The sequence below is a fragment of the Dysosmobacter sp. Marseille-Q4140 genome, assembly GCA_018228705.1.
Lineage (GTDB): Bacteria > Bacillota > Clostridia > Oscillospirales > Oscillospiraceae > Oscillibacter.
This window is the reverse complement of record CP073694.1, coordinates 2555582-2581317: the sequence shown is the minus strand read 5'-3', so window position 1 is coordinate 2581317 and position 25736 is coordinate 2555582. Positions and strand designations below refer to the sequence as shown.

The following is a 25736-nucleotide window of genomic DNA, read 5'->3' as shown; positions in this document are numbered from 1 at the left end:
TATCAAATTTGTCAAGTCGTCCGCGCCGACTTTTTGCGCCGCAGCCAAAAAAAGCGGCCGCCCGGAGGCAGCCGCTTTGCTGTATGGTCCGTCACCGGTCAGGATGCCCGGTTTTCCGGCGGTCCATTCCCCTTGTCCCTCTTTTTCCGCAGCAGGCGCCACAGCACCGTGCCGCCCACGGCCAGCAGCACCAGCACCGGCACCCAGGCGTAGGCCAGGATCATCACGATGGCCTCCAGGAAGTCCACGAATCCGTTCCAGCCGGCGGCAAAGGCCCGGCCCAGGCGGCTTGCAAACGTGGTGGGCGGCTCCTCCGCGTTGGAGAGCTTGTAGACCTCCTCCAGGGAGATGGTGACGGTGGAGTAGTCCACCAGGCTGTCGTACTGGCGTAATGTCCCGGTCAGCTGCTCGATGGCCAGCTCCGTCTCGGAGATGGCGGACTCGATGGTGATGATGTCCTCCATGGTCTCCGCCTGGCTCAGCAGGGTCTGGAGCCGCTCCAGCTTGGTCTGCTGGGTCACCAGGCGGCTCTCCACGTCGTAGTACTGCTCACTGATATTGTCGCTGCCCTCCTCCTGGCGGACCACGTGGCACAGCTCCCCCACCTGCTCCAGCAGATCCCGGAAGTTCTCCGCCGGCACCCGGATGGTGTAGGAGGCGCTGCGGTAATTGCCGCCGTGGTTGTAGACCGAGGCGGACTCGAAGTAGCCGCCCAGGTCCTCCACCATCTGCCGCAGGCTGGCCGCGGCGTCGTCAAAGGCGGTGGTCTCCACGCTCAGGTCCGCGGTGTAGATCATCTTGGCGTTGCGGAGCCGGTCCTCCCCGCTCCCGTCCTCCGCCGGGGATTCCGGCATCTGAGCCGCCATGTTCCCGCCGTAGCTGCCGTTGTCAGCCGACTCCTCCGTCGCCACCATGTCTGAGGCAGTGGCGCCGGACGTGTCGCTGCCGCCGCAGCCGCTCATGAGACCCAGCAGCAGCAACAGCACCGTCAGCATTGCAAGTCCTCGCTTCATGTCGTTACCTCCTTTTTTTCTCCATCCGTTCTTCCATCATGGTCATTTGTCTGTATAGACGAGATTTTTTGCAGAAGGTTCCGCCGAAGGCAAAATTTTTCCCTGGTTTTGGGAGGGACGGTTGCCTTTTTCCCCCACGGGAGGTAAAATGTCGATGTATAAATGCCCGCTCGGCGGGCCGCAAATCGATTCGGAGGGGAAAACCATATGACTTATCAGGAAGCTTTGGAAAACGCCCGGGGCAGCATCGGCCCCTACTGCAAGTCCTGCCCGGTCTGCAACGGCCTGGCCTGCAAGAACACCATCCCCGGCCCCGGCGCCAAGGGCATCGGCACCGGCTTCATCCGCAACTACCAGAAGTGGCAGGAGCTGTGCGTCAACATGGACACCATCTGCGAGAACAAGCCGGTGGACACCTCCGTGGAGCTGTTTGGCCGGACCTTTGACCTGCCGGTGTTCGCCGCTCCCGTGGGCGCCATGCAGCTGCACTACGGCGACAAGTACGACGATTTACAGTACAACGAGATCCTGGTGCCCGCCTGCGCCCAGGCCGGCATCGCCGCCTTCACCGGCGACGGCACCAACCCCGCCGTGGTGGAGGGCGCCGTGAAGGCCATCTCCGCCTGCGGCGGCCACGGCGTGCCCACCATCAAGCCCTGGGACGTGAACACCCTGAAAACCAAGCTGACCCTGGCCCGGGAGGCGGATCCCTTCGCCATCGCCATGGACATCGACGCCGCGGGCCTGCCCTTCCTGAAGAACCTGACCCCGCCCGCCGGCAGCAAGACCGTGGAGGAGCTGCGGGATGTGGTGGAGATGGCCGGAAAGCCCTTCATCCTCAAGGGCATCATGACCGTCCGGGGCGCCCAGAAGGCCCTGGAGGCCGGCGCCAAGGGCATCGTGGTGTCCAACCACGGCGGCCGGGTGCTGGACCAGTGCCCCTCCACTGCCGAGGTCCTGCCCGGCATCGTGGACGCGGTGGGCGGCAAGCTGACCATTCTGGTGGACGGCGGCATCCGCTCCGGCATGGACGTGTTCAAGGCCCTGGCTCTGGGCGCCGACGGCGTTCTGATCGGCCGGCCCTTCGTCAATATGGTCTACGGCGGCGGCGCCGAGGGCGTCAAGGCCTACGTGGACAAGCTCAAGGCGGAGCTCAGCGACACCATGGCCATGTGCGGCGCCCACAGCATCGCGGACATCAACCGCTCCATGCTCTACGGTTTCTGAGCCCAAATGCATCCAAAAACAGCGCCCCCGGCGAAAGCCGGGGGCGCTGTTTTGCTGTTTGGATTTCTTCCGGGGAAACGGGGATCACTCCTCGTCCCGCTTCTTGCGGCCCAGGAAGGTCACACCGGCAAGGCCCGTGCCGGACAGGGCGGTCATGGCCAGCCACAGGGCGGACATGTCGCCGGTCTCGGGCACTTCCGCCAGGGGAGTCTCCTCATCGGGGAGCTCCGTAGGCTCCTCAGGCAGCTCCGTCGTGGGAGTCTCCTGATCGGGCAGGTCCGTGGTGGGCGTGTTGCCGTCGGGGATGTCGGTGCCGCCGTCGCCGCCGGGAGGCGTGGGATCAGTGCCGCCGGGAGGCGTGGGATCGGTGCCGGGACCCTCGGGACCGGTGCCGCCGCCGACCGTGTAATCCACCTTGGGCTTCTCGAAGTCCTCAGGATCGCCGGAAGTACCGTCGGAGTTCACCGGGTGGAGGGTGGCGATCTGGTTGGTATCCAGCTTGTAGTCGCCGGGCTCGGTGGGAGGCGTGACCAGCTTGACGGTGTAGGTCAGCTGGACGGGAGCAAAGTTGCTGACAGCCTCTCCGATGTGCCAGGTGAAGTGCTCCTCATTCAGGCCGTTGCCTCTCTCATATTCGAGGGTGAAGGCACAGGTGCCGTCGCTCGCCGGCTTGAAGCCGTAGCGGTTATCGGCCAGTTTCACGGCGGGATAGGTCGTATCGCCCACCTTCAGGCTCATGGCGGAGACATCGTTCACGAAGTCGAAGTCGTAGCTGCCGGCCACATAGCCGATGTAGTCCACGACATAGGAGCCCTTGTCCACCGCGTAGAGGATGTCGTTCTGGATGTCGTCGAAGTCCAGGGTCTCGCCGTTGCTGAGGGTGGACATGAAGCTGCTGCCCAATTCGGAGGAACCCGTGTAGATAGCGTAACAGTGGTACGCCGTGCTCAGGTCCAGATACGCCTGATACGCGTCATAGAACGCGCGGTCGATCGCCTGTGCGTGATCCTGCACTTCATCAAGAGGAATGTACTTCTCAGGCACAGTATCAGTCATGATACTGGCGCCGTCAAAGTCCATCACATAGGTATCGCCGTCGGCTTCCACCTGGGGTTTGATCACCGTGGTGTAATAGGTGAGCCAATCGACCCCACCGGGCACCTTGTACTCGCCGTCCCCGAGGCCGTTGCTCAGGCACCAGGTCGTATACTCGCCGAAGTACCGGGTGCCGTCGGCCTCCAGCTGGTTGAAGATGATCTGCACCGTCTCACCGTCCGGGCCAGTGAACAGGCGGGTGAGGCCGTCGCTGACCAGGATCACGTACTTACGGTTGTTGGCCACGCTGGTATGCTCCTCCAGCATCGCCTGCGCCGCCAGCAGGCCCGCCTCGATGTTGGTGCCGCTGGTATCCTCTTCCAGAGGGATCTCGGCGCTCATTTTTTCCGCCACATCGGCAGCGTCATAGGGAGAGAGCTCCCGCATCACATGATAGGTACCGTCAAAGACAACGATGCCGACATTGATGACCGCCTTGGTGGACTCCAGGGAGCTGTTCAGCGCTTCCAGCATCGCCAGACCACCCTCGGTAGATTCATCTCGGCTGCTGGTGGACTTATCCACGACAAACACGATGTCGCTCTCCAGCGCCTCCTCCGCGGAGGGCAGGGACAGCGTCACCTGGGACTTCAGATCCTCGTCCAGAGGAGTGGCCGTCTTGGACTTGGAGGTATCCCACTCAAAGGTGGGCTCCTCCACTTCGACCGTGCGGTCATACCGCAGGACGATCACGTTGTCCGCCGCGTTGGGGGTCAGGGTCAGGGTCTCGTCGGGGGTGGTGCTGGTATACTTGTAGTCGTTGCCATCAAAGCTGGGCACCTGCTCAATGTCGGCCACGCTCACGGGACTGCCCACCAGAAGGCCGGAGACCGGATCGCTCTCGATGAAGCCGGTCAGCTTGCCGTTGGTGTAGTACTCATGCCGGACGGTGTAGGAGGTGTCCAGCTGCTCCAGCTCGATGACGTTGTAAAAAGAAAAATAATATCTCTGATAGGGATTGGTCATGTTGGGTCCGTTGAGGCCAAAAGCCATATTGAAACTCACAGACTCGCCATTCTTCAATCCGCCTTCGGGAAGGGCAGCGGCCATGAACGCATTGGCCTCCTGGTAGGTAGCCTCGTCCCGGTAATTGGCCAGGGCGTGGGTGTCGTTGAACAGATTTTCTCCAACTCTGTCTGACATATCCAACTGGTCAATCGCATCATCGCCATAAGCGAAATAGAAAATGCACTCATAGAAATAGTCATAGCTGAGGCTGGCCAGCTGAGATTCCGGCCATTTGATCTGGACCTTGAGGTTGCTGCCGCTCTGCTCAACAAACAGGAAGGGGTCGATCCAGGGGTATTTCGCAATCATCTCCAGCAGATAATCCTCTGTCATGGTGTAGATGCCGTTATTGGTAGTACCCTCTGCGAACATCTTCTTTGCAATCGTTATGGGATCCTGCTCATACATCTCTCTGAGAGAGCTGTACTGACCAGCAGGATCCATCTGGTGCAGCACATACCGGGACATGGCGTCCTCGCCGGTGTATCCGGCTCTTTCCAGGTACTCATAAATCTGGCACATCATCTCAAATGTCACATTGCCAGAGGTTTCCACGTTGAAGAGATCCCGATAGAAGTACTCAGGGATCATGGACCCGGTGTTGTAAATAAAGATATACTGCCCATCAGAACCCAGTACAGGCAGGAGCCCATTTCCCAAGCTGCCGAATTCAGAACTATCGGCGGTGGAGAGTACAAAGCTGTTGTCCTTATATCCGAAAGTATGTCCGGAATTGTTCTGGATCGTGACTTCAAACTTCTGCTTAACGCCGGGCATATACGTAATGCCACTCGCTTCATTGATCACCTTGCTCAGATCCAGCACCAAGTCCCCAGATGCCTCTTCGCCGATGACAAGATTCAGCTTGATGACACTGCCGTCCTTCTCCGTTGTGAAGGTGACCCCATCGGACATCTGCTTATACTCCACATCGCAGGTCTCCTCGGGGATCTCGGGGGTCTCCTGCTCGGGGGCAGTCACCTCAAAGGTCCAGGTCTCCGAATATGCAGGCACAGTACCGGGATCCAGGGGATCGTTAAAGACAAGAGCCGCCTCGGTCGTCTGGGTAGTGGTATCACCGGAGGTGGTATCGCCGGAGGTGGTATCGCCGGAGGTGGTATCGCCGGAGGTGGTATCGCCGGGGGTGGTGTCACCGGGGGTGGTATCACCGGAGGTGGTGTCGCCGGGGGTGGTATCCGAAGGCTGCTGCTCCTCCTCATTCACCGGAGGCTCCGGAGCGGGCGCAACCAACACGTCATAGCGGTGGGTGATGGTAACCTGGCCCGCACCCACGCCGGTGACGGTCACAGCGCCGGTCTCTTCATCCCAATCCACAGTCGCCACACTAGGATTACTGGTCTCCCACTGGTGGTTCACGACCTCCTCAGTCTCAGAGGCGGACACGCCTTTGTAATCGCTGATCGTCGTGGTCTGGCCGACTTCCAGGAGGTACACATCGTCCTCGTCCTCCGCGAACGCCGTGACGCCCAGCAGGCTCATGGTCATGCTGAAGGTCAGCAGCAGTGCGAAGAGTTTTTGCAACTTCTTTCTTGCCATCTTTCGTTCTCCTTTCGTTATCGTGAGATCGAATATATGGCGGCCGGGCCGGCGTGGCGGCGATGCCGCTTTAGCCCCCTTGCTTTGCGTCCCGCCGTTTCCGGCGGTTTGCCTTTGCATCTATTCTTGCGCGGCTCCCCGCGCTGGGTTTACAAAGTCCCTTCGGCTTTGCACAGCAAAGCCGGAGATCCGGTACCGGATCTCCCCGACACCGAGCGGTTTTTCGGTCCACTCGCGGCCCCTGCGGCTCCGCGCGCCGCAGGAAAAACCACCTCCCAATTTCTGTCTACGATGTCAGTATACCACAGACCGGTTACAAAACCGGTTACAAATCCACCTTTTTCCTTCAAAATTTGTTTGTCAGTTTTAATAAAAATCTCTTCTATTTTTGTGCATCTTTTGCATTTTGTCCTTGAAAACATGAAAACCGCCGTTTTCCGGCGGTTTTCGACGTTTTATTTGCTGAATTCGCAGCGGCAGGTGAAGCAGGTGCCGCCCGGGCCCACGCCCTCCATGAGGTAGGCGGCTTCCCCGTCCCGGATGCCCAGCAGCCGCAGCTCCTGGTCCAGGGTGGCCTCCCGGCTGTAATTGATGTAGAAGGCCGAGGGGGTCCGCTCCCGCAGGTCCGCGGGGAGGAAGTCCCAGACGATATCGCCGTAGTTGCCGCTGTACAAGTGGCCGTTGCCGTCCAGGTCGGACCAGTAGACAGGGCGGGTGCCCAGCTCCTCCAGTCCCGTCCGGGGCAGGAGCACCTTCCGGGTGGGCGGGCAGTCGATGTCCACCGGGCAGGTGGTGATGGCCTTGGCGGTGAAGCTCTCCGGCCGCAGGATGCGCCGGGTCCGCGGATCCACCAGCACCCAGTCGCTGCGGATGGCGCAGCGCAGCGCCCCCGCCTGGTCCCGCAGCTCATAGACCCGCTGCATGTGGGCGCCCTTGGTACCGTCCTCCCAGGTGGTCACGTCCAGCACGTCCCGGACCCGGGGACAGTCCTGGATCTTCAGGGCGATCCGGGACAGGAGGAACACCTCTCCCCTGTCCCAGAGCACGTCGTGGGTCAGGCCCCGGGCGTCGTAGTCGTACCCGGCCATGGCCGCCGCCAGGCTCAGCAGCGTGCTCACCCGGGCGCGCTGATGCCGGTCGCAGCGGGCAAAGTTCATCTCCTCCTGACGGGTGCAGCTGTTCTCCGTCAGGCTCTGCCGAAAGCAGTCCATACATCCTCCTCCGGCCCGGCGGACCGGGCCTGTGGTCGTTTTTTCCCCTTTATCATAGCACAATTCGCCCCGGCGCTCAAGGGACGGCGATTGACTTTTCTCCTCCATATGGTATGATAGGTGTACCTATTACAAATAAAGGAGGACGATTCCCATGAATAAGACCGTCATTTCCACCACCGCCGCCCCCGGCGCCATCGGCCCCTATTCCCAGGGCTGGACTGTGGGCGAGTTCGTGTTCACCTCCGGCCAGATCCCCGTGGACCCCGCCACCGGCGCCGTTCCCGAGGGCATCGCCGCCCAGGCTGAGCAGAGCTGCAAGAACGTGGGCGCCATCCTGGAGGCCGCCGGCGTGAATTATGAGTCCGTGGTCAAGACCACCTGCTTCCTGGCCGACATGGGCGATTTCGCCGCCTTCAACGAGGTGTATGCCAAGTACTTCACCTCCAAGCCCGCCCGCTCCTGCGTGGCGGTGAAGGAGCTGCCCAAGGGCGTGCTGTGCGAGATCGAGGCCATCGCCGTCAAGTAAAGACGCCTGACAAAAAAGACAGAGGGCAAGTGCCCTCTGTCTTTTTTTGCTCATTTCCGCAGGAACACCAGACCCAGGGTGTCCGGCCCGCAGTGGCAGAAGATGGTGCAGCCGGCCTTGCCGCAGATGATCTGGCCGAAGCGGCCGTCCTCCTCCAGAATGGCCCGGACGCTCTCCGTCAGACCCGGCGTGCGGCAGGTGTCCACCAGGAAGATGCGGCGGGTGTCGATGTCCGTGCGGCCCGCCAGCCGCTCCCGCACATACTCGCCCAGGACCTTTTCCATGGAGCCCCGGTACTTCTTGGTGACGGACATCCGGCCGTCGATGACCTCCACGCAGGGGTGGAGCTTCAAAAGGTTGGCGCCCAGGGCCGTGACGGCGGAGCAGCGGCCGCCCTTTTTCATATAGTCCAGCCGGTCCAGCACGAAGCTGGTCTCGATCCGGGGGATCATCTCCTCCAGCAGCGCCAGGATCTCCCCCACGCTCTTTCCGGCCTCGGCGGCCTCTGCCGCCGCCAGCACCAGCATCCCATGGCCCATGGTCAGGTTGCCGGAGTCCACCACATAGACCTCCGGCACCTCCTCCGCCGCCAGCTTGGCGTTCTGGTGGCAGCAGGAGAAGCCCATGCCGATGTTGATGTGGATGACGGCGTCGTACCGCTCCGTCTCCCGGCGGAACACCGCCTCGTAGTCCGCCACGTTGACGGCGTTGGTGGTGGTGATCTCGCCGCCGGCGTCCACATGGGCGGCGATGTCGGCAGTACGGATGTTGATGCCGTCCTGATACAGCTTGCCCGCTTTCACAATACCCAGGGGCAGGACGGTGATATGGTGCTGTTCCAGCAGCTCCTCCGGCAGGTCGCAGGTGGAGTCGGTGGTAATTTTGATCATAAGGATCTCCTTCCGGTATGCCGGCGCCCTCTTCCCCGCGGGACGGGCGGCACGGACGATATACCCTGCGATTTTATCACAGTCTCCCCCGGATTGCCACCCCTAATCGGAACTTTTTTTCAAAAAATCCGGCGCCATCCCCGAAAAAAGTCGAAGATGGCGCCAAAATCGCTGTGCAAAGGTTTTCAATGTCCGCCCAGGGTCACGATCCGGGCCCCCAGGGCCGCGGCGTCGCCGCCGCTGTGGCTGGCCAGGATCAGCAGCCGCCCCGCCGCAAGACGGTCCACCGCCGCAAGACAGCAGTCCCGGGATGCCTCGTCCAAACCCGTGAAGGGCTCGTCCAGAGCCAGGGCGTCGGCGGGCGAGAGCAGCGCCCGGGCCAGGGCCAGGCGGCGCTTCATGCCGCCGGAGTAGTCCCGGACTGGCTTGTCCCCCACGTCCCCCAGGCCCAGCTCCGCCAGCAGCGCGGCAGCCCGCTCCGCCTCCAGGGCGGCCCCCAGGGCAAAGCGCAGGTTGCTCCGGGCGTCCAGATGCTCCAGCAGCCGGTCCTCCTGGAACACGGCGGCCCACCGCAGGCCCGGCGGCGCCGTAATGCGGCCCAGGTCCGGCCGCTCCAGGCCCATCAGCAGCCGCAGCAGCGTGGTCTTGCCGGTGCCGGAAGGAGCCATGAGGCACACCGGCTCCCCGACCGTCACAGCAAGGGACACGTCCCGCAGGACCTCCGCGCCGCCGTAAGACTTCCACAGATGTTCCGCGCGCAGCTCCATCAGCACCCCGCCTTTCCCGCCAGGGCGTCCACCGCCCGCAAAAACAGCTTCTCAAAGCCAACAGACACCGCCACGATCACGGCGGTCCAGGCAAAGAGGTCCCCGGTCTCGAAGTACACCTTGGCGGTGTAGAGCCGCTCGCCGATGGTCCCGGCGGGCAATCCGATGACCTCCGCCGCGGCGCCGGCCTTCCAGCAAAGCCCCAGGGACACCGATACCGCCGCGCGGAAAGAGGGCAGCACTGCCGGCAGGTAGATCCCCGCCGCCCGCCGCCCCCAGGGCACGCGGAACACCTTCGCCATCTCCAGCAGCTGCCGGTCCGCCCGGCCGATGCCCTCCAGCACGCTGAGGTATACCGGCGGGAACACCATCAGCGCCGAGATAAAGAGGGGCAGCGCCGCCGTATTCAGCCAGAACAGCGCCAGGATGATGAAGGACACCACCGGCACCGCCTTCACCACCGCCACCAGCGGCCCCAGCAGCTCCCGCACCGCCCGGCACCGGGCGGCCAGGGCGGCGCAGGCCACGGCCAGGGCGCAGGAGAGGAGAAAGCCCCCCAGGATGGCGGCGGCGGAGCGGCCCACGGCGGTCCAGAAGGCGGCGGTGACCGCCAGCTCTCCCAGCCGCCCCAGGGCCGTCAGAGGCGAGGCCAGCAGCAGGCCGCCGTGGCGGTAGGCCGCGGCCATGGCCATGGCCGCCAGCTGCCACATCGCCAGCCAGAAGGCCACCGCCCACAGCCGCAGGGGCGTTTTTCCCTTGTGCATGACCGGTCGCCTCCCTACATTTTGTATACTTTCCTGTCGAAATTACGCGCCGTAATAGAAATTGTCCCCCGGCAGGGCGCCGCCCACGGAGCTGGCGTCGGCGTCAAAGAGCACCTGGAGGTAGCCGGAGAGCTTGTCCTTCATCTCCGCGCCGGTGATGCAGACGATGTTGCAGTGGGGCAGGGCCTTCTCCGCCACCGCCGCCTCCACGATGCCGTAGGAGCCGATCAGCTCCGCCGCGTCGGCAGGGTTGGCGTTGACCCACTCCACGCTCCCGGCGTAGTCCTTGAGGAAGGCGTCCACGGCGGCGGGGTTTTGTTCCACCACCTCCCGCCGGGCCACGATCACACCGGTGAGCAGGGCGGAGCCGTTGTCCAGGGCGTCCCACTGCTCCGTCAGGTCCAGGGCGGTCCGCAGGCCGGAGATCTTGTTCTCCGCCACGGTGACGAAGGGCTGGGGCAGCATGGCGATGGTGGCGGCGCCGGTGGCCAGGGCGGTGACGCACTCGGAGTGCTCGCTCTTCCAGTCGATGGTCACGTCGGCGTCCGGGTCCAGGCCGTTCTCAGAGAGCAGGTAGCGCAGGGCATACTCCGGCGTGGACCCCTTGCCGGAGGCCACGATGGTCTTGCCCGCCAGGTCCGCCATAGACGTCACGGCGTTGCCGTTCTCCACGATATAGAGCACGCCCAGGGTGTTCACCGCCAGCGTCACGATGTCCCCCTCGGTCTTTTGATACAGCACCGCCGCCAGGTTGGCCGGCACGCAGGCCATGTCCAGCTCCCCCTTCATCAGCAGGGGGCTGACCTCATCGGCAGAGGCAGCCAGGGTGAAGGTGTAAAGGTTGCCCACTTCCCCCTCATAGGGTTTGCTGGAGTCCAGCATTTGGGCCGCCTTCTCGTCCGTGTCGCTCATCAGCTTCACCAGGCCCATGGCGGTGGGGCCTTTCAGGGCGGCGATAGCGTAGCTCTCGCTCACGGGCTCCTCCGTCTGCTCCTCCGTCTGAGTCTGGTCCTCGGCCCCAGTATCCTGGGGATCGGTCTTGCCGCACCCGGCCAAGGACAGGGCCAATGCCAGGGTCAGGGCCAGGGACAGCAGCTTCTTCCAGTGTTTCATGTCCGTTACCTCTTTTCTCATGATGTTCCCGGCAGGCTCACAGGGCCTCCTCCGGGGCGCAGACGGTCTTGGCGGTGACCCCCGCCAGCCGCCCGATCTTGCCCGACAGGGCTGAGATCTCGTCGGCCGGGGCGTCCATGGCCACGCTGATGATGTTGACCCCCCGGGCGTGATAGGGCACCCCCATCCGCCCGATGATGCGGGAGGCGTACCGGTGCAGCAGGTCGTTGAGGGCCGGCACCGCCTCCGGATTTTTCACGATGATGGCCAGCACCGCCACCCGTGTCTCCATGGTGATCGCTCCTTCCGGTGAGAATTCACGCGCGGCGTCACGCCCAAAACCGGGCGGGACCGGCGCGCTTCGCGGTTCGCCGTGGACTCCACGGCCAAAAACAAGCGTCCCCTCCGCCGTCGTGGCGAAGGGGACGCGGACAGTCTTGCCCAGGCGCGGAGGTCCCTCCGTGCCCACTCCCCGTCTCACGGCTCGGAAAACGCCTCGCCGCCAGAACGACAGAACTCCGGCCCGCCGGTTCCGGCGGCCTCGCTTGTTGGGTCCGCCGGTCAGAGTCCGTCTTCCCGGGGACGGGGAAATCATATCATGTTCCCAAACCGCCGTCAAGCCTCAGCAGCGGCTGGCGGCGGCGGTCAGGGCGCGGATCTCTTCAGCCAGCTCCGCCGTGGCGGCGCCGGAGGCCATCCGCCAGCGCCAGTTGCCGCTGGCCACGCCCGGCACGTTGATCCGGGCCTCGCCGCCAAGGCCCAGGTAGTCCTGCATCTGGGCCACGAACAGCACCGCCATACTGGTCTGCCCGACGCGCAGCAGGGCCCGCCGGGCGCTCTCGCCGTCCTCCGCCCCCAGGTAGATCTTTGCAAAGGCCTTTTCCTGGTCAGAGGCCCCGGCGTACCAGCCCAGGGCGGTGTCGTTGTCGTGGGTGCCGGTGTAGCACACGCAGTTGGGGTTGGTGTAATGGTGGGGCAGGTACGCGTTGTCCGGCCCGGAAAAAGCGAACTCCAGCACCTTCATGCCCGGAAGGCCCGAGGCGTCCCGCAGCCGGTGGACATCGTCGGTCAGGATACCCAGGTCCTCGGCGATGTAGGTGATCTGGGGGAACCAGTTGGTGAGGACCCCCAAAAGGTCCATGCCGGGGCCCTTTTCCCACTGGCCGGTCTTGGCGGTCTTGGACCCGGCGGGCACGGCCCAGTAGCTCTCAAAGCCCCGGAAGTGGTCCAGGCGCAGTGCGTCGAAGCGGGCGGAGGCGCCCTCCACCCGGCGGATCCACCAGCCGAAGCCGTCGGCCTTCTGGGCCTTCCAGTCGTACAGGGGGTTTCCCCAGAGCTGGCCCTCTTCAGAGAAGTAGTCCGGCGGGACGCCCGCCACCTTGGAGGGTCTGCCGGTCTGGTCCAGCAGGAACTCCTTCCGCTCGGCCCAGACGTCGGCGCTGTCCAGAGAGACGTAGATGGGCAGGTCCCCGATCAGGCCCACGCCCAGGCTGTTGACATAGGCTTTCAGCGCCTCCCACTGGACGGCAAACCAGTACTGCACGGCGGTGTGGAAGGCCACCTCCTCCGCAAGAACCCCCCGCCAGTGCTCCACGGCGGCGCTCTCGTGGCGGCGCAGGGGCTCGTCGGGCCACTGGTACCAGGGCTGCTGGCCGAAGTGGACCTTGGCGGCCTGGTACAGGGCGAACTCCCGGACCCAGGGGCGCCGGTCCGCAAACTCCCGCATCGCCTGGGCCTTGTCGCCGCTGAGGCGGGAGAAGGCGGTGCGCAGCATCCGCTCCCGGCTCTCATACAGGGCGCCGTAGTCCACGGGACCCTCCGGCACCCGGAGCCGGTCCAGGTCCTCCCCGGTCAGCAGTCCCTCCGCCGCCAGGGCCTCCGGGTCCAGCAGCAGCGGGTTGCCGGCGAAGGTGGACACGCTGGTGTAGGGGGAGTCCCCGGCCCCGGTGGGGCCCACCGGCAAAATCTGCCACCAGCGCTGGCCGGCGGCCTTCAAAAAGTCCGCAAATGCCCGGGCCTCCTTGCCCAGGGTGCCGATGCCGTAAGGCCCCGGCAGGGAGAACACGGGCAGCAGAATGCCCGCGGAACGCTGCATTTTCAAAGTCTCAAACCCCTCTCCTCTTGTGGTCGTAAATGACTGTTTTATTGTATGCGAAAGAGTTGGATTTGTCAAGTCGCACAAATGAAGCGCATTTTTACCGCTTATTTTTGGACAGTATATGGTTATTTTGACCGGTTTCGCCGTACTTTTCTGCCGCCGCAATCACTGGTTGACACGCTGGAAGGCCGCCGGTGGTTGCCTTGCCGGCCCGATTTTGGTATGCTGAGGGCACAAAAAGGAGGTGTCCCCATGGAAGAAGCCAAAACCCTGGGCGGCCGCATTCAGGCGCACCGCAAGGCCGCCGGGCTCAGCCAGGAGGCCCTGGGGGAGCGCCTTGGCGTCAGCCGCCAGGCGGTGAGCCGCTGGGAGGCCGACGCCGCCGTGCCGGAGCTGGAGAAGCTCATCGCCATGAGCCGCCTGTTCGGCGTCACCGTGGGGACGCTGCTGGGGGTGGAGCCCCCCGCCGGGGAGGCGGGGCCCGCCAAAGGAAGCGGAGTTGGAGCCGCCTCAGCGGAAAACGGCGGCGCGGCGCCGGATGGGCCCTCCACCGCCCCGGAGCTGTCGGGCCGGGAACTGACGGCGGCGGAGGCCATCGCGGAGAAATACCTGGCGTCGTTCCGGCCCCGGTGGAGCCGGAACAGGAAGCTAGCCGCAGCGGCGGCGCTCTGTGCGCTGGTGCTGGCGATATCGCTCTGCGATGCGTTCCTTTGGGGACAGCTGCTGGAGGTCCGGCAGGAGCTCTCTTCCCTGAAGGCCTCCACCTACCAGCAGGCCCAGTCTGCCGCCGGGAAAACAGACATTATAATGAGTGAAAACGACAATATCTTCCACGATTTTACCATTCAGGTCACAGATTATGATCTGGAGGCACAGACGCTGACCTTGCGGGCCGGCGTTCAGGCAAAGGCCTGGGAAGCGGACACCGCCTGCGTCTTTACCGCCATCTTGTCCGACGGGCAGCAGTTCCAGGCGGACGCCCTCCGGCAGGAGGGGGCCTGTTCCGTGGAGGACTGGGTCCTGCCCATGGATGGGGAGATCCGCCTCTCCGCCGCCCTGACCACGGCAGGGGCGTCTGCCAGCCAGCCCCTTGCCAAACTGATTAACTGCCAGCCGGAGGATTTTCAGCTGGAGATCAACTGCCATTGGGATGCTGTCAGGCACTCCGGCACCGACCCCCTCCACCTGGACCTGAAAGGTCTGCGCCTGGACATCCGGTATCCCGACAACACTTTCTACGACTATCCCATCACCTACGCCTTCCACGCCCCCACCGCACTGGACCTTTGCTTCTACCGAAATGAGCGTACCGCACCGGAGCTGGTGCTCCCCATGGAGGAGGTGCTGGATGACCTGACGCAGGCGCAGTCGGCGGAGTGCTTCAACGATCCCGACTACCGGGCTTCCTTCGATCTGGCGCCGGAGGAGACCCTGGTATCCGCTCTCCGGGTCCGGGATGACCGGGGAGACACCTTCTGGTATGTTGTGGGGACGTTTCAAAACCGCGGCGGCACGCTTCTTTCCAAGCCGTTTCTGGACCAGGCGTGGGACGGCTGGCAGCCCGGCAGCTTCCCGCAGGCGTAACATCCCGTCTGTTCTGCAAAAGAAACAGCGCCCCGGAGCAGTCGCTCCGGGGCACTGTTTTGGCGCATAAAAGGTTACTTCATCAGCTCATACATGACGGCCTTGATGGTGTGCATGCGGTTCTCCGCCTCGTCAAAGACGATGGAGGCATCGGACTCGAACACCTCGTCGGTGACCTCCATGGCGTCCCGGCCGAACTTCTCACCCATCTCCTTGCCCACCTGGGTCTTGTGGTCGTGGTAGGCGGGCAGGCAGTGCATGAACTTGCACTGGGGACCGCCATTGTCCATCAGAGCCTTCGTCACCTGATAGGGGGCGAGAGCCGCAATGCGCTCCTGCCACACCTCCACGGGCTCGCCCATGGAGACCCACACGTCGGTATAGAGCACGTCGGCGTTCTTGGTGGCGGCCATGGGGTCCTCAATGAACTCCAGCACGGCGCCGGTCTCGGCGGCGATGGCCTGACAAGTGTCGATCAGGGCCTGGTCCGGCATATACGCCTTGGGCGCGCAGGCCACGAAGTGCATGCCCATCTTGGCGCAGCCCACCATCAGGCTGTTGCCCATGTTGAACCGGGCGTCGCCCAGGTACACCAGCTTCACGCCCCGGAGCTTGCCGAAGTGCTCCTGAATGGTCAGGAAGTCCGCCAGGATCTGGGTGGGGTGGAACTCGTTGGTCAATCCGTTGAACACGGGCACGCCGGCGTACTTGGCCAGCTCCTCCACGATGGTCTGGCCGAAGCCCCGGTACTCGATGCCGTCGTACATCCGGCCCAGCACCCGGGCGGTGTCCGCGATGGACTCCTTCACGCCGATCTGGGAGCCGGTGGGCCCCAGGTAGGTGGATCCCATGCCCAGATCCTGGGCGGCCACCTCAAAGGCGCAGCGGGTGCGGGTGGAGGTCTTTTCAAAGATCAGCGCCACGTTCTTCCCCTCCAGGTAGCGGTGGGGGATGCCGGCCTTCTTCTTGGCCTTCAGGTCGGCGGCGGTGTCCAGGAACTGCTGGATCTCGGCGGGAGTGAAATCCAGGAGTTTGAGAAAATGGGTGTGGTTTTCCATGGGCGTCTCCTCGCTTCTTCAGAATTGGCCGCGCGGTGCCGCGCAGTCTCCCGGGAAAATTTTATAAAATCCTCCCGTTACTGTTACTGTAACTGTAACTGTAAATGTAAATGCTACTGTTACTGCCACTGTAAATGGCAGTGCCTCCCTGGGCGTCGCGGGACGGAGAGAACAGAGGTCTTTCTTTTTTCTCAGCCCAGGACCTGCTTCATGACGGTCAGGCCCTGGTCCATCTCCGCCTGGGAGATCACCAGCGGCGGCAGCAGCCGCATGCCGGGGCCGGCAGTCAGGACCAGCAGGCCGTTTTCGATCAGCTTGCCGGCGATGTCCTTGTTGGTCCAGCCGTCCTGCACGGCAATGCCGATCATGAGGCCTAAGCCCCGGGTGGCGCCGAAGCAGGGCAGGTCCAGCTCCTCGATCTTCTGCCGCAGGTACGCGCCCTTCTGCTCCACCTGGGCAAGGAACGCATCGCTCAGCTTCTCCTGGACCACCAGACCGGCGGCGGCACAGATGGGATTGCCGCCGAAGGTGGTGGCGTGCATGCCCGGGCCCAGCACCTCCCGGCACTTGGCATTGGCCATGATACCGCTCATGGGCAGGCCCCCGGCGATGCCCTTGGCGAAGGACACCACGTCGGGCAGGATCCCGTAGTGCTGGAAGGCAAACAGCCTGCCGGTCCGGCCCACGCCGGTCTGGACCTCGTCCACCAGCAGCAGCCAGTCGCGCTCCGCGCAGAGCTTGGAGAGGGCCTGGACGTAATCCCTGTCCAGGGGCAGCACGCCGCCCTCACCCTGGACCAGCTCCACCATGACGGCGCACACGTCGTCCCCGGCGGCGGCCTCCAGGGAGGCCATGTCGTTGGCGTCGGCGTAGCGAAAGCCCTCGGTGAAGGGGAAGAAGTAGTTGTGGAACACCTCCTGGCCGGTGGCGGTCAGGGTGGTGATGGTGCGGCCGTGGAAGGAGTTGTTGAGGGTGATGATGGTGGCGCGGCCCTTGCCGTACTTGTCAAAGCTGTACTTCCGGGCCAGCTTGATCATGCCCTCGTTGGCCTCGCCGCCGCCGTTGGCGAAGAACACGCCGGCCATGCCGGTGCGCTGGCAGAGGAGCTGGGCCAGTTTGGCGGGGGGCTCCGTGTAGAAGAGGTTGGAGCTGTGACCCAGCTTCCCGGCCTGATCCGTGATGGCCTTGACCCAGTCGCCGTCGCCGTAGCCCAGGCTGGCCACGCCGATGCCGCTGGCAAAGTCGATGTAGGCCTTCCCCTCGGGATCATAGAGCGTGGCGCCCTGTCCGTGGTCCAGGGCCACCGGGAAGCGGCCGTAGGTGTTGAGGATGTACTGGCCCGTCAGGGCCTTGATCTCCTGGCTGTTCATAGGTTCAGTCCTCCTTTTTCAGCATGGTGCCGATGCCCTGGTCGGACAGCAGCTCGATCAAAATGGAGTGAGGGATACGGCCGTCCAGGATGTGGACCCGCTCCACGCCGCCGGCGATGGCATCCACGCAGCAGTCCATCTTGGGGATCATGCCGCCGGAGATGACGCCCTGGGCCACCAGCTCCGGCACCTCGTAGGTGTGGACCACGTGGATGAGGGTGTCCTCGTCGTGGGGATCCCGGAGAAGGCCGCGGACATCGGTCAGCAAAATGAGCTTTTCCGCGCCCATGGCGGCGGCCAGCTTGGCGGCGGCGGTGTCGGCGTTGATGTTGTAGGCGGTGTCGGCATCCATGCCCTGGGCCACGGTGGACACCACCGGGATGTATCCGTTTGTCAGGGCGTTTTCCACCGGGTCTGCGTTGACGCCGGTGATGCGGCCCACCAGGCCGTACTTCTCATCCAGCCGCTCCGCCTGGAACAGCTGGCCGTCCATGCCGCAAAGGCCGATGGCCCGGCCGCCCAGCCGGTTGAGCTGAGCCACCAGGTTCTTGTTGACCTTGCCGCACAGCACCGACTGGACGATGTCCATGGTGGTCTCGTCGGTATAGCGCAGTCCGTCCACAAAGCGGCTCTGGTGGCCGATCTTCTTCAGCATATCGCTGATCTCCGGCCCGCCGCCGTGGACCACCACCACCCGGATGCCCACCAGGCTCAGCAGGATGATGTCGCTCATGACGGCCTGGCGCAGCTTGTCGGAGACCATGGCGTTGCCGCCGTATTTGACCACGATGGTCTTGCCGGTGAATTTCTGGATATAGGGCAGGGCTTCCACCAGGGTCCGCGCCTGCTGTGCGTGAGAGGACATGGGATCAACTCATTTCTATTCAGGTTTGCCCACAGGGGCGAATGGGTCCCGCCGTTTTACGGCGGGGAGTGCAGTTCCCGGGAACCTCCCGGTACCCGCCCGGGCCTCCGGGCAAAGGTCGATCCCGTGAGGACATCTGACAGGGCGAGAACAGGCGGATGCAGGATCCGCCCCTACGGGTGCGCTGACGAAAGGCCGGGTTCTTGCAGGCCCCTCATCCGTCCGGCCTCCGGCCAGCCGCCTTCCCCCCAGGGGGAAGGCGTTTGGGAGGGGCGGCAGATCCCGCCCCCGCAGCGCTCAGGGCGACGGCTTTTGGGCCATCAGGTCCGGTAATCGCCGTTGATCTTCACATACTCATAGGTCAGGTCGCAGCCCCAGCAGGTGCAGCTGGCCGCGCCCTCCCCCATGGTGATGGCGATGGTGACATCGTGCTCCGTCAGGACCTTCTTGGCTTTGGTCTCGTCGAAGTCCAGGCCCCGGCCCTTGGCGCACACCTGGACAGAGCCCGCATCGCTGACAAAGGAGATGTCCACCTTGTCCGGGTCGAAGTCCTCTCCGGAGTAGCCCATGGCGCACAGGACCCGGCCCCAGTTGGCGTCGGCGCCGAAGATGGCGGCCTTGGTCAGGGCGGAGCCGATGACGGACTTGGCGATGGTCTCCGCGGACTGCTCACTGGCGGCGCCGGTGACGGTGCAGGTGATCAGATGCGTGGCGCCCTCGCCGTCGGAGGCCATCTTCCGGGCCATCTCCATGCAAAGGGCCTGGAGAGCGGCCAGGAACGCCTCGTAGTCGGGGCCCTTCTCCGTGATGACCGGGTTGCCCGCCAGGCCGTTGGCCAGGACGCAGCAGGTGTCGTTGGTGGAGGTGTCCCCGTCCACGCTGATGCGGTTGAAGCTGACGTTCACCGTCTCCAGCAGGGCGGTGCGGATCATCTCCGGAGAGATGGCACAGTCGGTGGTCAGGAAGCACAGCATGGTGCCCATGTTGGGATGGATCATGCCGGAGCCCTTGGCGATGCCGCCCATCCGGACGGTCTTGCCGCCCACGGTGGTCTCCACCGCCGCCTCCTTCTTCACCGTGTCGGTGGTCATGATGGCGTGGGCCGCGGCGTCGGACCCGGCGGCGCTGGCCTCCACGGCGGCGTACAGGTCCGGCATACCGGCCTCCATCACCGCCACGTTCAATGTCTGGCCGATGACGCCGGTGGCGGCGCAGACCACGTCCTCCGCCGGGCAGCCCACGGCCTTGGCGGCGGCGGCGCAGACCCGCTCCGCGTTCTCCTCCCCGTGGGGGGTGCAGGCGTTGGCGTTGCCGCTGTTGATGACGGCCGCCCGGGCCTTGCCGTCAGCCAGGTGGGCCTTGTCCACGTGGATGTGGGCTGCCTTCACCACGTTCTTGGTATACACGGCGGCGCAGGCGCAGTCCACGTCGGAGACGATCATGGCCATGTCCTTCTTCCACTCCGCGTGGGTCTTGACGCCCACGTGGATGCCGCCGGCCTTAAAGCCCTGGGCGGCGCAGACGCCGCCTTCGATAAAGTTCAGCATAGAGATCCCCCTTTTCGGATCAGAGATAAAAAGTGGTTCCGTCCGGCGCGGACTGCCGGAGTTACACCAGGCCCGTGGTCTCGTCCAGGCCCAGTAAAATGTTCCTATTCTGGACTGCGGCGCCCCCGGTGCCATGCCGCCCGGTTGTCCCCAAAGGGGACGAGGGCGGCGGCATCAGATCGCCCGTCAGGGCGCGTCCGGCGCGGACCATCCGCTTTACAGCAGGCCGGTAGTCTCAGGAAGGCCCAAAAGAATGTTCATGTTCTGGACAGCGGCGCCGGACGCGCCTTTGCCCAGGTTGTCGAACAGGGCCGTGACCGTGAAGGCCTCATCGCTGCCCGCCACCACGATCCGGAGGTCGTTCCGGCCGGCCATGGCGTTTGCGTACAGCTTGGCCGCGGGCGATTCCGCCGGGTCCGGGTCCACGTGGACCATGGCCTGCCCCGCGTAGTAGTCGGCGTAGGCCCGCCACAGGGCGTGGAGACTGGGCACCGCCCGCAGCTGGCTGCGGTGCAGGGCCACGGTGGTGGCCATGCCCTTGTAGTAGTCGTCCACGATGGGCACGAACACCGGGGCTTTGGCAAGACCGCAGATCTTCTGCATCTCCGGCAGGTGCTTGTGGCCCTGGCCCAGACCGTAGGGACAGGGGGCGGAGAGGGCCGCGTCCCGGTCCTCCGCCTCATACTGGGCGATCATCTTCTTGCCGCCGCCGGAGTAGCCGGTGAGAGAGAAGCAGCTGAGGTCCGCGTCTTTGGGCAGCAATCCCAGTTCCACCAGGGGTGCCGTCACGCTGATGAAGCCCGTGGCATGGCAGCCGGGGTTGGCCACCCGCTTGGACGCCGCGATGGCCTGGCGCTGGCCGGGCTTCAGCTCCGGAAAGCCGTAGACCCAGCCGGGGGCGGTGCGGTGGGCGGTGGAGGCGTCGATGATGCGGGTGTCCGGGTTCTCCACCAGGCCCACGGCCTCCACGGCCGCTGCGTCCGGCAGGCAGAGAAAGACGATGTCGGCGGCGTTGAGCAGTTTCTTCCGCTCATCCGTGTCCTTGCGCTTGTCCTCGTCGATCAGCAGCAAGTCGATGTCGTCCCGGGCCGCGAGCCGGTCGTAAATCTGGAGGCCGGTGGTGCCCTCCTTGCCGTCGATATAGACCTTCGGTTTCAATGGGGTCATCTCCCTTGACGTGGTATGGGGCCATTCATCGCAGACGCGGGGCGAAGAAACTCTCCGTCCCGCGGTCTGTCCTGTATATTCCCCCTCCGCGGAGGGGGGCCAGGGGGAACCCTTGGGTTCCCCCGGTTGATTTGCCGGAGGCAAATCAAGAATTTTCAATCATTTTCGCCGCGGCGTGTACGTGGCGAAAATTCCCCGACCCGTGCGCCCCCGGGGCGCACACACCAGTGACGCGGCGTCACTGGTGGTGGGGTGGTCAGGAGGGGAGCCTGCTCCCCTCCTGGGTATCTCAGAGCTTCCCCTGATCCCGCAGGGCCAGGATGGTGTCGGGCAGGCCCCAGAGGTTGATGAACCCGCCGGCGTCGGCCTGGTTGTAATCGCTCTCCTGGAAGGTGACGATGTTCTCGGAGTACAGCGTCTCGGGAGAGGTCACGCCGGAGGTGATGATGTTGCCCTTATAGAGCTTCAGCTTCACCTGGCCGGTGACGTGCTTCTGGGTGTCCATGACGAAGGCGGTCAGGGCCTCCCGCAGGGGGGTGTACCACTTGCCGTTGTAGACCAGGTCGGCGAAGTCCACGGACAGCTTCTTCTTCATGTGGGCGGTGTCCTTGTCGATGGTGATCATCTCCAGGACCTCGTGGGCCCGGTACAGGATGGTGCCGCCCGGGGTCTCGTAGACGCCGCGGTCCTTCATGCCGGTCATCCGGTTCTCCACGATGTCCAGCAGGCCGATGCCGTTGGCGCCGCCGATCTCGTTGAGCTTGGCGATCATGGTGCTGGCCTTCATCTTCTCGCCGTTGAGGGCCACGGGCCAGCCCTTCTCAAAGTCGATGGTCACATAGGTGGGCGCGTCGGGCGCCATGGCGGGGCTGACGCCCATCTCCAGGAAGCCCGGCTTGTCGTACAGAGGCTCGCTGGCGGGATCCTCCAGGTCCAGACCCTCGTGGCTCAGGTGCCAGAGGTTCTTGTCCTTGGAGTAGCTGGTCTCCCGGCTGACCTTCAGAGGCACGTTGTGGGCCTCGGCGTAGTCGATCTCCTCGTTCCGGCTCTTGATGTCCCACTCACGCCAGGGGGCGATGATGGTCATTTCGGGGGCGAAGCGCTTGATGGCCAGCTCGAAGCGGATCTGGTCGTTGCCCTTGCCGGTGCAGCCGTGGGCGATGGCGTCGGCGCCCTCCTTCTTGGCGATCTCCACCAGGCCCTTGGCGATCACGGGCCGGGCGAAGGCGGTGCCCAGCAGGTAGTCCTCGTACTTGGCGCCCATCATCATGGAGGGGATGATGATCTCGTCCACCATCTCGTCCACCAGGTCCATGACATACAGCTTGGAAGCGCCGGTCTTGATGGCCTTTTCCTCCAGGCCGTCCAGCTCGTCGTTCTGGCCCACGTTGCCGGCCACGGCGATGATCTCGGGGTTGCCGTAGTTCTCCTTCAGCCAGGGGATGATAATGGAAGTGTCCAGACCGCCGGAATACGCCAGCACGATCTTCTTGATCTCTTTCTTGTTAGCCATGGTATGTACCTCCAACAGCGTTTGTTTGATGATGGTTGAATTATACGCCTGATGTGAATATTTATTCAAGTAGTAACTTGCACAACAATTCCGTTTTCTCTTGGTTGCTTTTGCATATTTTGACAAGAGAGGGCCTGTATTCCAGGGCCTGCCGGCCTTTGCCGCCCCGGCCAGGGGCCGCCCGGGGCGGTGAAATGGATATCCTGCTGTATATATTCACTCCTTCATCCGCACGCTGTCACCGGCACAGGAGGGGCGGCATAGAATGGTCCGCGGGGCGCGGGCCCCGCCGGACGGTGCTGCGCGGCGCCAAGGAAAGGCGGGTCTATGAACTGCTGCTTTGACCTTTTGACGCTGGCCCTGGGGGCGGTGGCCCTGGCGATCCTGGTGTCCGTACTGCTCTGGGCCTCCTCGGTCCTGGCGCCGCTGGCGGTGGGACTGGGGATCTGCCTGACCGCAGCCCTGGCTCTGCTGGCGCCGCTGCTGCTGGCGGCGGCGCTGGTATGCCTGTGGCGGCGGTACCGGGACCGCCGCTGAGAAAGCCGAAGGCGCCCCGGCGTACCTGTGTACGCCGGGGCGCCGGGATTTTATTCAGACCATCTTCTCCGGGCGGACGGTCTCGTCGAACTCCTCCGCCGTGAGGAGCCCCAGGGCCAGCACCGCCTCTTTGAGGGTGGTGCCGTCGGAGAGGGCCTTCTTGGCGCACTTGGCCGCCGCCTCGTAGCCGATCTTCGGCGTCAGGCAGGTGACCAGCATGAGGGAGTTCTGGAGGTTGTACGCCATCCGCTCCGCGTTGGGGGTGATGCCCTCCACGCAGTGGACCCGGAAGGAGTCCATTACATCCGTCAGAAGCCGGGCGGAGAGCTGGAAGTTATAGGCCGAGACCGGCAGGAACACATTGAGCTGGAAGTTGCCCTGGCTGGCGGCAAAGCCGATGGCGGCGTCGCCCGCCATGACCTGGACGGCCACCATGGTGACGGCCTCGCACTGGGTGGGGTTCACCTTGCCGGGCATGATGGAACTGCCGGGCTCGTTTTCCGGGATGTGGAGCTCGCCCATGCCGCAGCGGGGGCCGCTGGCCTCGAAGCGGATGTCGTTGGCGATCTTCATGAGGTTGGCGGCCAGGGCCTTCAGGGCCCCGTGGGCAAAGACCAGGGCGTCCTTGCTGGTAAGGGCGTGGAACTTGTTGGGGTCCGGCTGGAAGTCCAGGCCGGTCATCTCCCGGAGCCGGGCGCAGACCATCTCGTCGTACCCCTTGGGGGCGTTGAGGCCGGTGCCCACAGCGGTGCCGCCGATGGCCAGTCTGCACAGCTCCGTCAGGGCCAGGCGCAGCATCCGCACCGGGGCCTCCACCAGTTCCCGCCAGCCGGAGACCTCCTGGGCAAAGCGCAGGGGCGTGGCGTCCTGGAGGTGGGTGCGGCCGATGCGGATGAGGTCGGGATACGCCTCCTCCAGCTGCCGGAAGGCCGCCGCCAGCCGCTCCGCCGCCGGGATCACGTCGTTGGCCACGCTCAGGGCCGCGGCGATGTGGAGGGCGGAGGGGAAGGTGTCGTTGCTGGACTGGGAGGCGTTGACGTGGTCGTTGGGGTGCAGGGCCACGCCCCGCTCCGCCGTCAGGTGAGAGATGACCTCATTGACGTTCATATTGGTCTGGGTACCGCTGCCGGTCTGCCAGACCACCAGGGGGAACTCCTCGTCCCACTTCCCCGCCCGGATCTCGGCGCAGGCGGCGGCGATGGCGGCGGCCTGCTCCGCCGTCAGCTTGCCGCACGCGGCGTTGGCCAGGGCGCAGGCCTCCTTCAAATAGGCGAAGGCGGTGATGATCTCCCTGGGCTGGCGCTGGCCGCCGATCCTGAAATTCTCCAGGCTCCGCTGGGTCTGGGCGCCCCAGTGCCGGTCCGCCGGCACGGCGATGGAGCCCATGGTGTCGTGTTCCATCCGGGTGTTCATGGCAAAGTCCCCCAATTCCTTTTGATCTGGGGCTATTATATCGGCCCCCGGCGGGAATTGCAAGGGCCGGACGGCAAAGGCCCCCGGCGGAACCGCTCCGCCGGGGGCCTTATGATGCGCGGTCAGTGTCAGGAGCCGCTGTCCCCGGCGCCCTGCAGCACCAGCGTGACCTCCAGCTGCTCTCCCTCCCGCCAGAGGGTCAGGGGCAACTCGTCCCCCACATGGAACTGGCGCCGGATACGCAGCAGATCCTGGCTGGAGGTGACCTCGGCGCCGGCGGCGGAGACGATGAAATCCCCCACCCGGACGCCGGCCTTTTCAGCGGCGGAGCGGGGATTCACCTCCACCACCTCCACGCCCCAGAGGTCCTCGTCCAGCCGGACGCCCAGCTGCAGCACGGACACGCCCAGCTCCGGCTCCGGCCGCACCTGGCCGCACTCCAGCAGGTCGTTGACCAGATACTGGATGGAGGAGCTGGGCAGGGCGAAGCCCAGGCCCTCGACATTGGAGTAGGCGGAGCTCATCTTGATGGTGTTGATGCCCACCACCTGGCCGTAGACGTTGATGAGCGGACCGCCGGAGTTTCCGGAGTTCAGCGCGGCATTGGTCTGGATCAGGGTCATCTTCCGGCCCTCCACCCACACGTCCCGGTTGATGGCGGAGACGATGCCGTCGGTGAGGGTACCCCGCAGCTCCACGCCCAGAGGGTTGCCGATGGCGTAGACCTTGTCGCCCACGGTCAGGGCGTCCGAGTCGCCGAATGCGGCGGCGGGCAGGCCCGTCAGGTCCACCTTCAGCACCGCCAGGTCATTTTCCGCGTCTCCGGCCACGTATTTGGCCTCGTAGCTGCGGCCGCTGTCCAGCGTGACGGAGGCGTCCCGGCCGCCGGAGACCACATGGTAGTTGGTGAGGATGTAGCCGTCCTGGGTGAAGATGACGCCGGTGCCCACGGACACCCCGTCCTCCAGCTGGGCCAGCACCGTCACCACAGAGGGGTTCACCAGCCGGTAGATCTCCTGGGCGGTCAGCTCCGTACCGCCGGCGGGGGCCACCTCCAGGGTCACGCCCTGCCCGTAGGGATAGGTGGGAATGGTGACGGCCTCCGTGTCGGCGGAAGATTCCTGCTCCTCATAATCAAAGTAGAACCGGTCCAGCCGGACCTCTCCGGCGGTGTTCCAGGCCCAGGTCCCCACGGCCAGGGCCAGCGTCACGCCCAGGCACAGGAGAAACACCCACAGCCCGGTGCGGCCGCGGCGGCGGGAGGGGCGGGCGGGCGCGCTTCTCCGCCCGGGCAGGGGGCGGACGTAGCGTTCCACCACCTCCCGGGGGTCCGGCTGGATATAGCGTTCGACCACCTCGCCGGGAAGGCGCTGCTCCGGGGAGGCGTGCGTGTTGTCGTTCATGCGTTCC

The 25736-nt window shown here is 64.6% G+C and carries 22 protein-coding genes and 1 riboswitch; of the genes, 4 read left to right on the top strand and 18 right to left on the bottom strand.

Translation table 11 applies throughout. The annotated features are described in order from the left end of the window. Positions 1 to 98: 98 nt before the first annotated feature. On the bottom strand, positions 99 to 1013 hold the full coding sequence (locus KFE19_12765; GenBank protein QUO37251.1) for a DUF4349 domain-containing protein: 915 nt from the start codon (positions 1011 to 1013) through the stop codon (positions 99 to 101). Positions 1014 to 1220: 207 nt separating this feature from the next. Between KFE19_12765 and KFE19_12760 the strand changes: the two genes are divergently transcribed. Next, the gene (locus KFE19_12760) at positions 1221 to 2240 is read left to right on the top strand and encodes an alpha-hydroxy-acid oxidizing protein (GenBank protein ID QUO37250.1); all 1020 of its coding nucleotides are present in this window, start codon (positions 1221 to 1223) and stop codon (positions 2238 to 2240) included. 84 nt (positions 2241 to 2324) lie between these two features. Here the strand turns inward: KFE19_12760 and KFE19_12755 are convergent, their stop codons facing one another. From KFE19_12755 to KFE19_12745, 3 genes are all read right to left on the bottom strand, one after another. After that, complete coding sequence (locus KFE19_12755) at positions 2325 to 5900, bottom strand: VWA domain-containing protein (protein QUO37249.1); 3576 nt, start codon at positions 5898 to 5900, stop codon at positions 2325 to 2327. 35 nt (positions 5901 to 5935) lie between these two features. Next, positions 5936 to 6023: riboswitch (cyclic di-GMP riboswitch) on the bottom strand. Between the two features lie 26 nt (positions 6024 to 6049). Beyond that, the gene (locus KFE19_12750) at positions 6050 to 6322 is read right to left on the bottom strand and encodes a hypothetical protein (GenBank protein QUO37248.1); all 273 of its coding nucleotides are present in this window, start codon (positions 6320 to 6322) and stop codon (positions 6050 to 6052) included. A gap of 33 nt (positions 6323 to 6355) precedes the next feature. After that, on the bottom strand, positions 6356 to 7111 hold the full coding sequence (locus tag KFE19_12745) for an acyl carrier protein (protein ID QUO37247.1): 756 nt from the start codon (positions 7109 to 7111) through the stop codon (positions 6356 to 6358). A 154-nt stretch (positions 7112 to 7265) separates the two neighbouring features. On the opposite strand from KFE19_12745, the gene KFE19_12740 reads away from it, so the two are divergent. Further along, positions 7266 to 7640, top strand: a complete 375-nt coding sequence (locus tag KFE19_12740) for a RidA family protein (protein ID QUO37246.1) — start codon at positions 7266 to 7268, stop codon at positions 7638 to 7640. Between the two features lie 50 nt (positions 7641 to 7690). Here KFE19_12740 and KFE19_12735 read toward each other — a convergent pair whose 3' ends face one another. From KFE19_12735 to malQ, 6 genes are all read right to left on the bottom strand, one after another. Then, positions 7691 to 8530, bottom strand: coding sequence for a DegV family protein (locus tag KFE19_12735; protein ID QUO37245.1), 840 nt, complete (start codon positions 8528 to 8530; stop codon positions 7691 to 7693). 185 nt (positions 8531 to 8715) lie between these two features. Continuing rightward, a complete protein-coding gene (locus tag KFE19_12730) occupies positions 8716 to 9297 on the bottom strand; it encodes an ATP-binding cassette domain-containing protein (GenBank protein ID QUO37244.1) in 582 nt (193 codons plus the stop codon). Beyond that, on the bottom strand, positions 9297 to 10061 hold the full coding sequence (locus KFE19_12725) for an ABC transporter permease subunit (protein ID QUO37243.1): 765 nt from the start codon (positions 10059 to 10061) through the stop codon (positions 9297 to 9299). Before KFE19_12725 ends, KFE19_12730 begins: the two co-directional genes overlap by 1 nt. A 42-nt stretch (positions 10062 to 10103) precedes the next feature. Continuing rightward, positions 10104 to 11174 carry an ABC transporter substrate-binding protein gene (locus KFE19_12720; protein QUO37242.1) on the bottom strand — a complete coding sequence of 357 codons (1071 nt, stop codon included), beginning with the start codon at positions 11172 to 11174 and terminating at the stop codon, positions 10104 to 10106. A gap of 37 nt (positions 11175 to 11211) precedes the next feature. Continuing rightward, on the bottom strand, positions 11212 to 11466 hold the full coding sequence (locus KFE19_12715) for an iron-only hydrogenase system regulator (GenBank protein QUO37241.1): 255 nt from the start codon (positions 11464 to 11466) through the stop codon (positions 11212 to 11214). Between the two features lie 330 nt (positions 11467 to 11796). Beyond that, entirely contained in the window at positions 11797 to 13269 is a 1473-nt protein-coding gene (gene malQ, locus KFE19_12710) for a 4-alpha-glucanotransferase (protein QUO37240.1), read from the bottom strand. A 225-nt stretch (positions 13270 to 13494) separates the two neighbouring features. On the opposite strand from malQ, the gene KFE19_12705 reads away from it, so the two are divergent. Next, positions 13495 to 14856 (top strand): helix-turn-helix transcriptional regulator, encoded by a 1362-nt coding sequence (locus KFE19_12705; GenBank protein QUO37239.1) that lies wholly within the window; start codon positions 13495 to 13497, stop codon positions 14854 to 14856. 74 nt (positions 14857 to 14930) lie between these two features. Here the strand turns inward: KFE19_12705 and argF are convergent, their stop codons facing one another. From argF to KFE19_12675, 6 genes are all read right to left on the bottom strand, one after another. Next, a complete protein-coding gene (gene argF / locus KFE19_12700; protein QUO37238.1) occupies positions 14931 to 15914 on the bottom strand; it encodes an ornithine carbamoyltransferase in 984 nt (327 codons plus the stop codon). Between the two features lie 191 nt (positions 15915 to 16105). Next, positions 16106 to 17284 carry an aspartate aminotransferase family protein gene (locus tag KFE19_12695; GenBank protein QUO37237.1) on the bottom strand — a complete coding sequence of 393 codons (1179 nt, stop codon included), beginning with the start codon at positions 17282 to 17284 and terminating at the stop codon, positions 16106 to 16108. A 4-nt stretch (positions 17285 to 17288) separates the two neighbouring features. Beyond that, positions 17289 to 18149 (bottom strand): acetylglutamate kinase, encoded by an 861-nt coding sequence (argB, locus tag KFE19_12690; GenBank protein ID QUO37236.1) that lies wholly within the window; start codon positions 18147 to 18149, stop codon positions 17289 to 17291. Positions 18150 to 18469: 320 nt separating this feature from the next. Then, the gene (argJ, locus tag KFE19_12685) at positions 18470 to 19693 is read right to left on the bottom strand and encodes a bifunctional glutamate N-acetyltransferase/amino-acid acetyltransferase ArgJ (protein QUO39626.1); all 1224 of its coding nucleotides are present in this window, start codon (positions 19691 to 19693) and stop codon (positions 18470 to 18472) included. 219 nt (positions 19694 to 19912) lie between these two features. Then, positions 19913 to 20854, bottom strand: a complete 942-nt coding sequence (argC, locus tag KFE19_12680) for an N-acetyl-gamma-glutamyl-phosphate reductase (protein QUO37235.1) — start codon at positions 20852 to 20854, stop codon at positions 19913 to 19915. 298 nt (positions 20855 to 21152) lie between these two features. Beyond that, positions 21153 to 22376 carry an argininosuccinate synthase gene (locus KFE19_12675; protein ID QUO37234.1) on the bottom strand — a complete coding sequence of 408 codons (1224 nt, stop codon included), beginning with the start codon at positions 22374 to 22376 and terminating at the stop codon, positions 21153 to 21155. Positions 22377 to 22703: 327 nt separating this feature from the next. Here KFE19_12675 and KFE19_12670 point away from each other — a divergent pair, with 327 nt between their 5' ends. Then, a complete protein-coding gene (locus tag KFE19_12670) occupies positions 22704 to 22913 on the top strand; it encodes a hypothetical protein (protein QUO37233.1) in 210 nt (69 codons plus the stop codon). A gap of 54 nt (positions 22914 to 22967) precedes the next feature. Here KFE19_12670 and KFE19_12665 read toward each other — a convergent pair whose 3' ends face one another. Both KFE19_12665 and KFE19_12660 read right to left on the bottom strand, forming a co-directional pair. Then, positions 22968 to 24326: a class II fumarate hydratase gene (locus tag KFE19_12665; protein QUO37232.1), complete on the bottom strand. Its 1359-nt coding sequence runs from the start codon at positions 24324 to 24326 to the stop codon at positions 22968 to 22970. A gap of 128 nt (positions 24327 to 24454) precedes the next feature. Continuing rightward, positions 24455 to 25729 carry a trypsin-like peptidase domain-containing protein gene (locus KFE19_12660; protein ID QUO37231.1) on the bottom strand — a complete coding sequence of 425 codons (1275 nt, stop codon included), beginning with the start codon at positions 25727 to 25729 and terminating at the stop codon, positions 24455 to 24457. Positions 25730 to 25736: the final 7 nt, after the last annotated feature.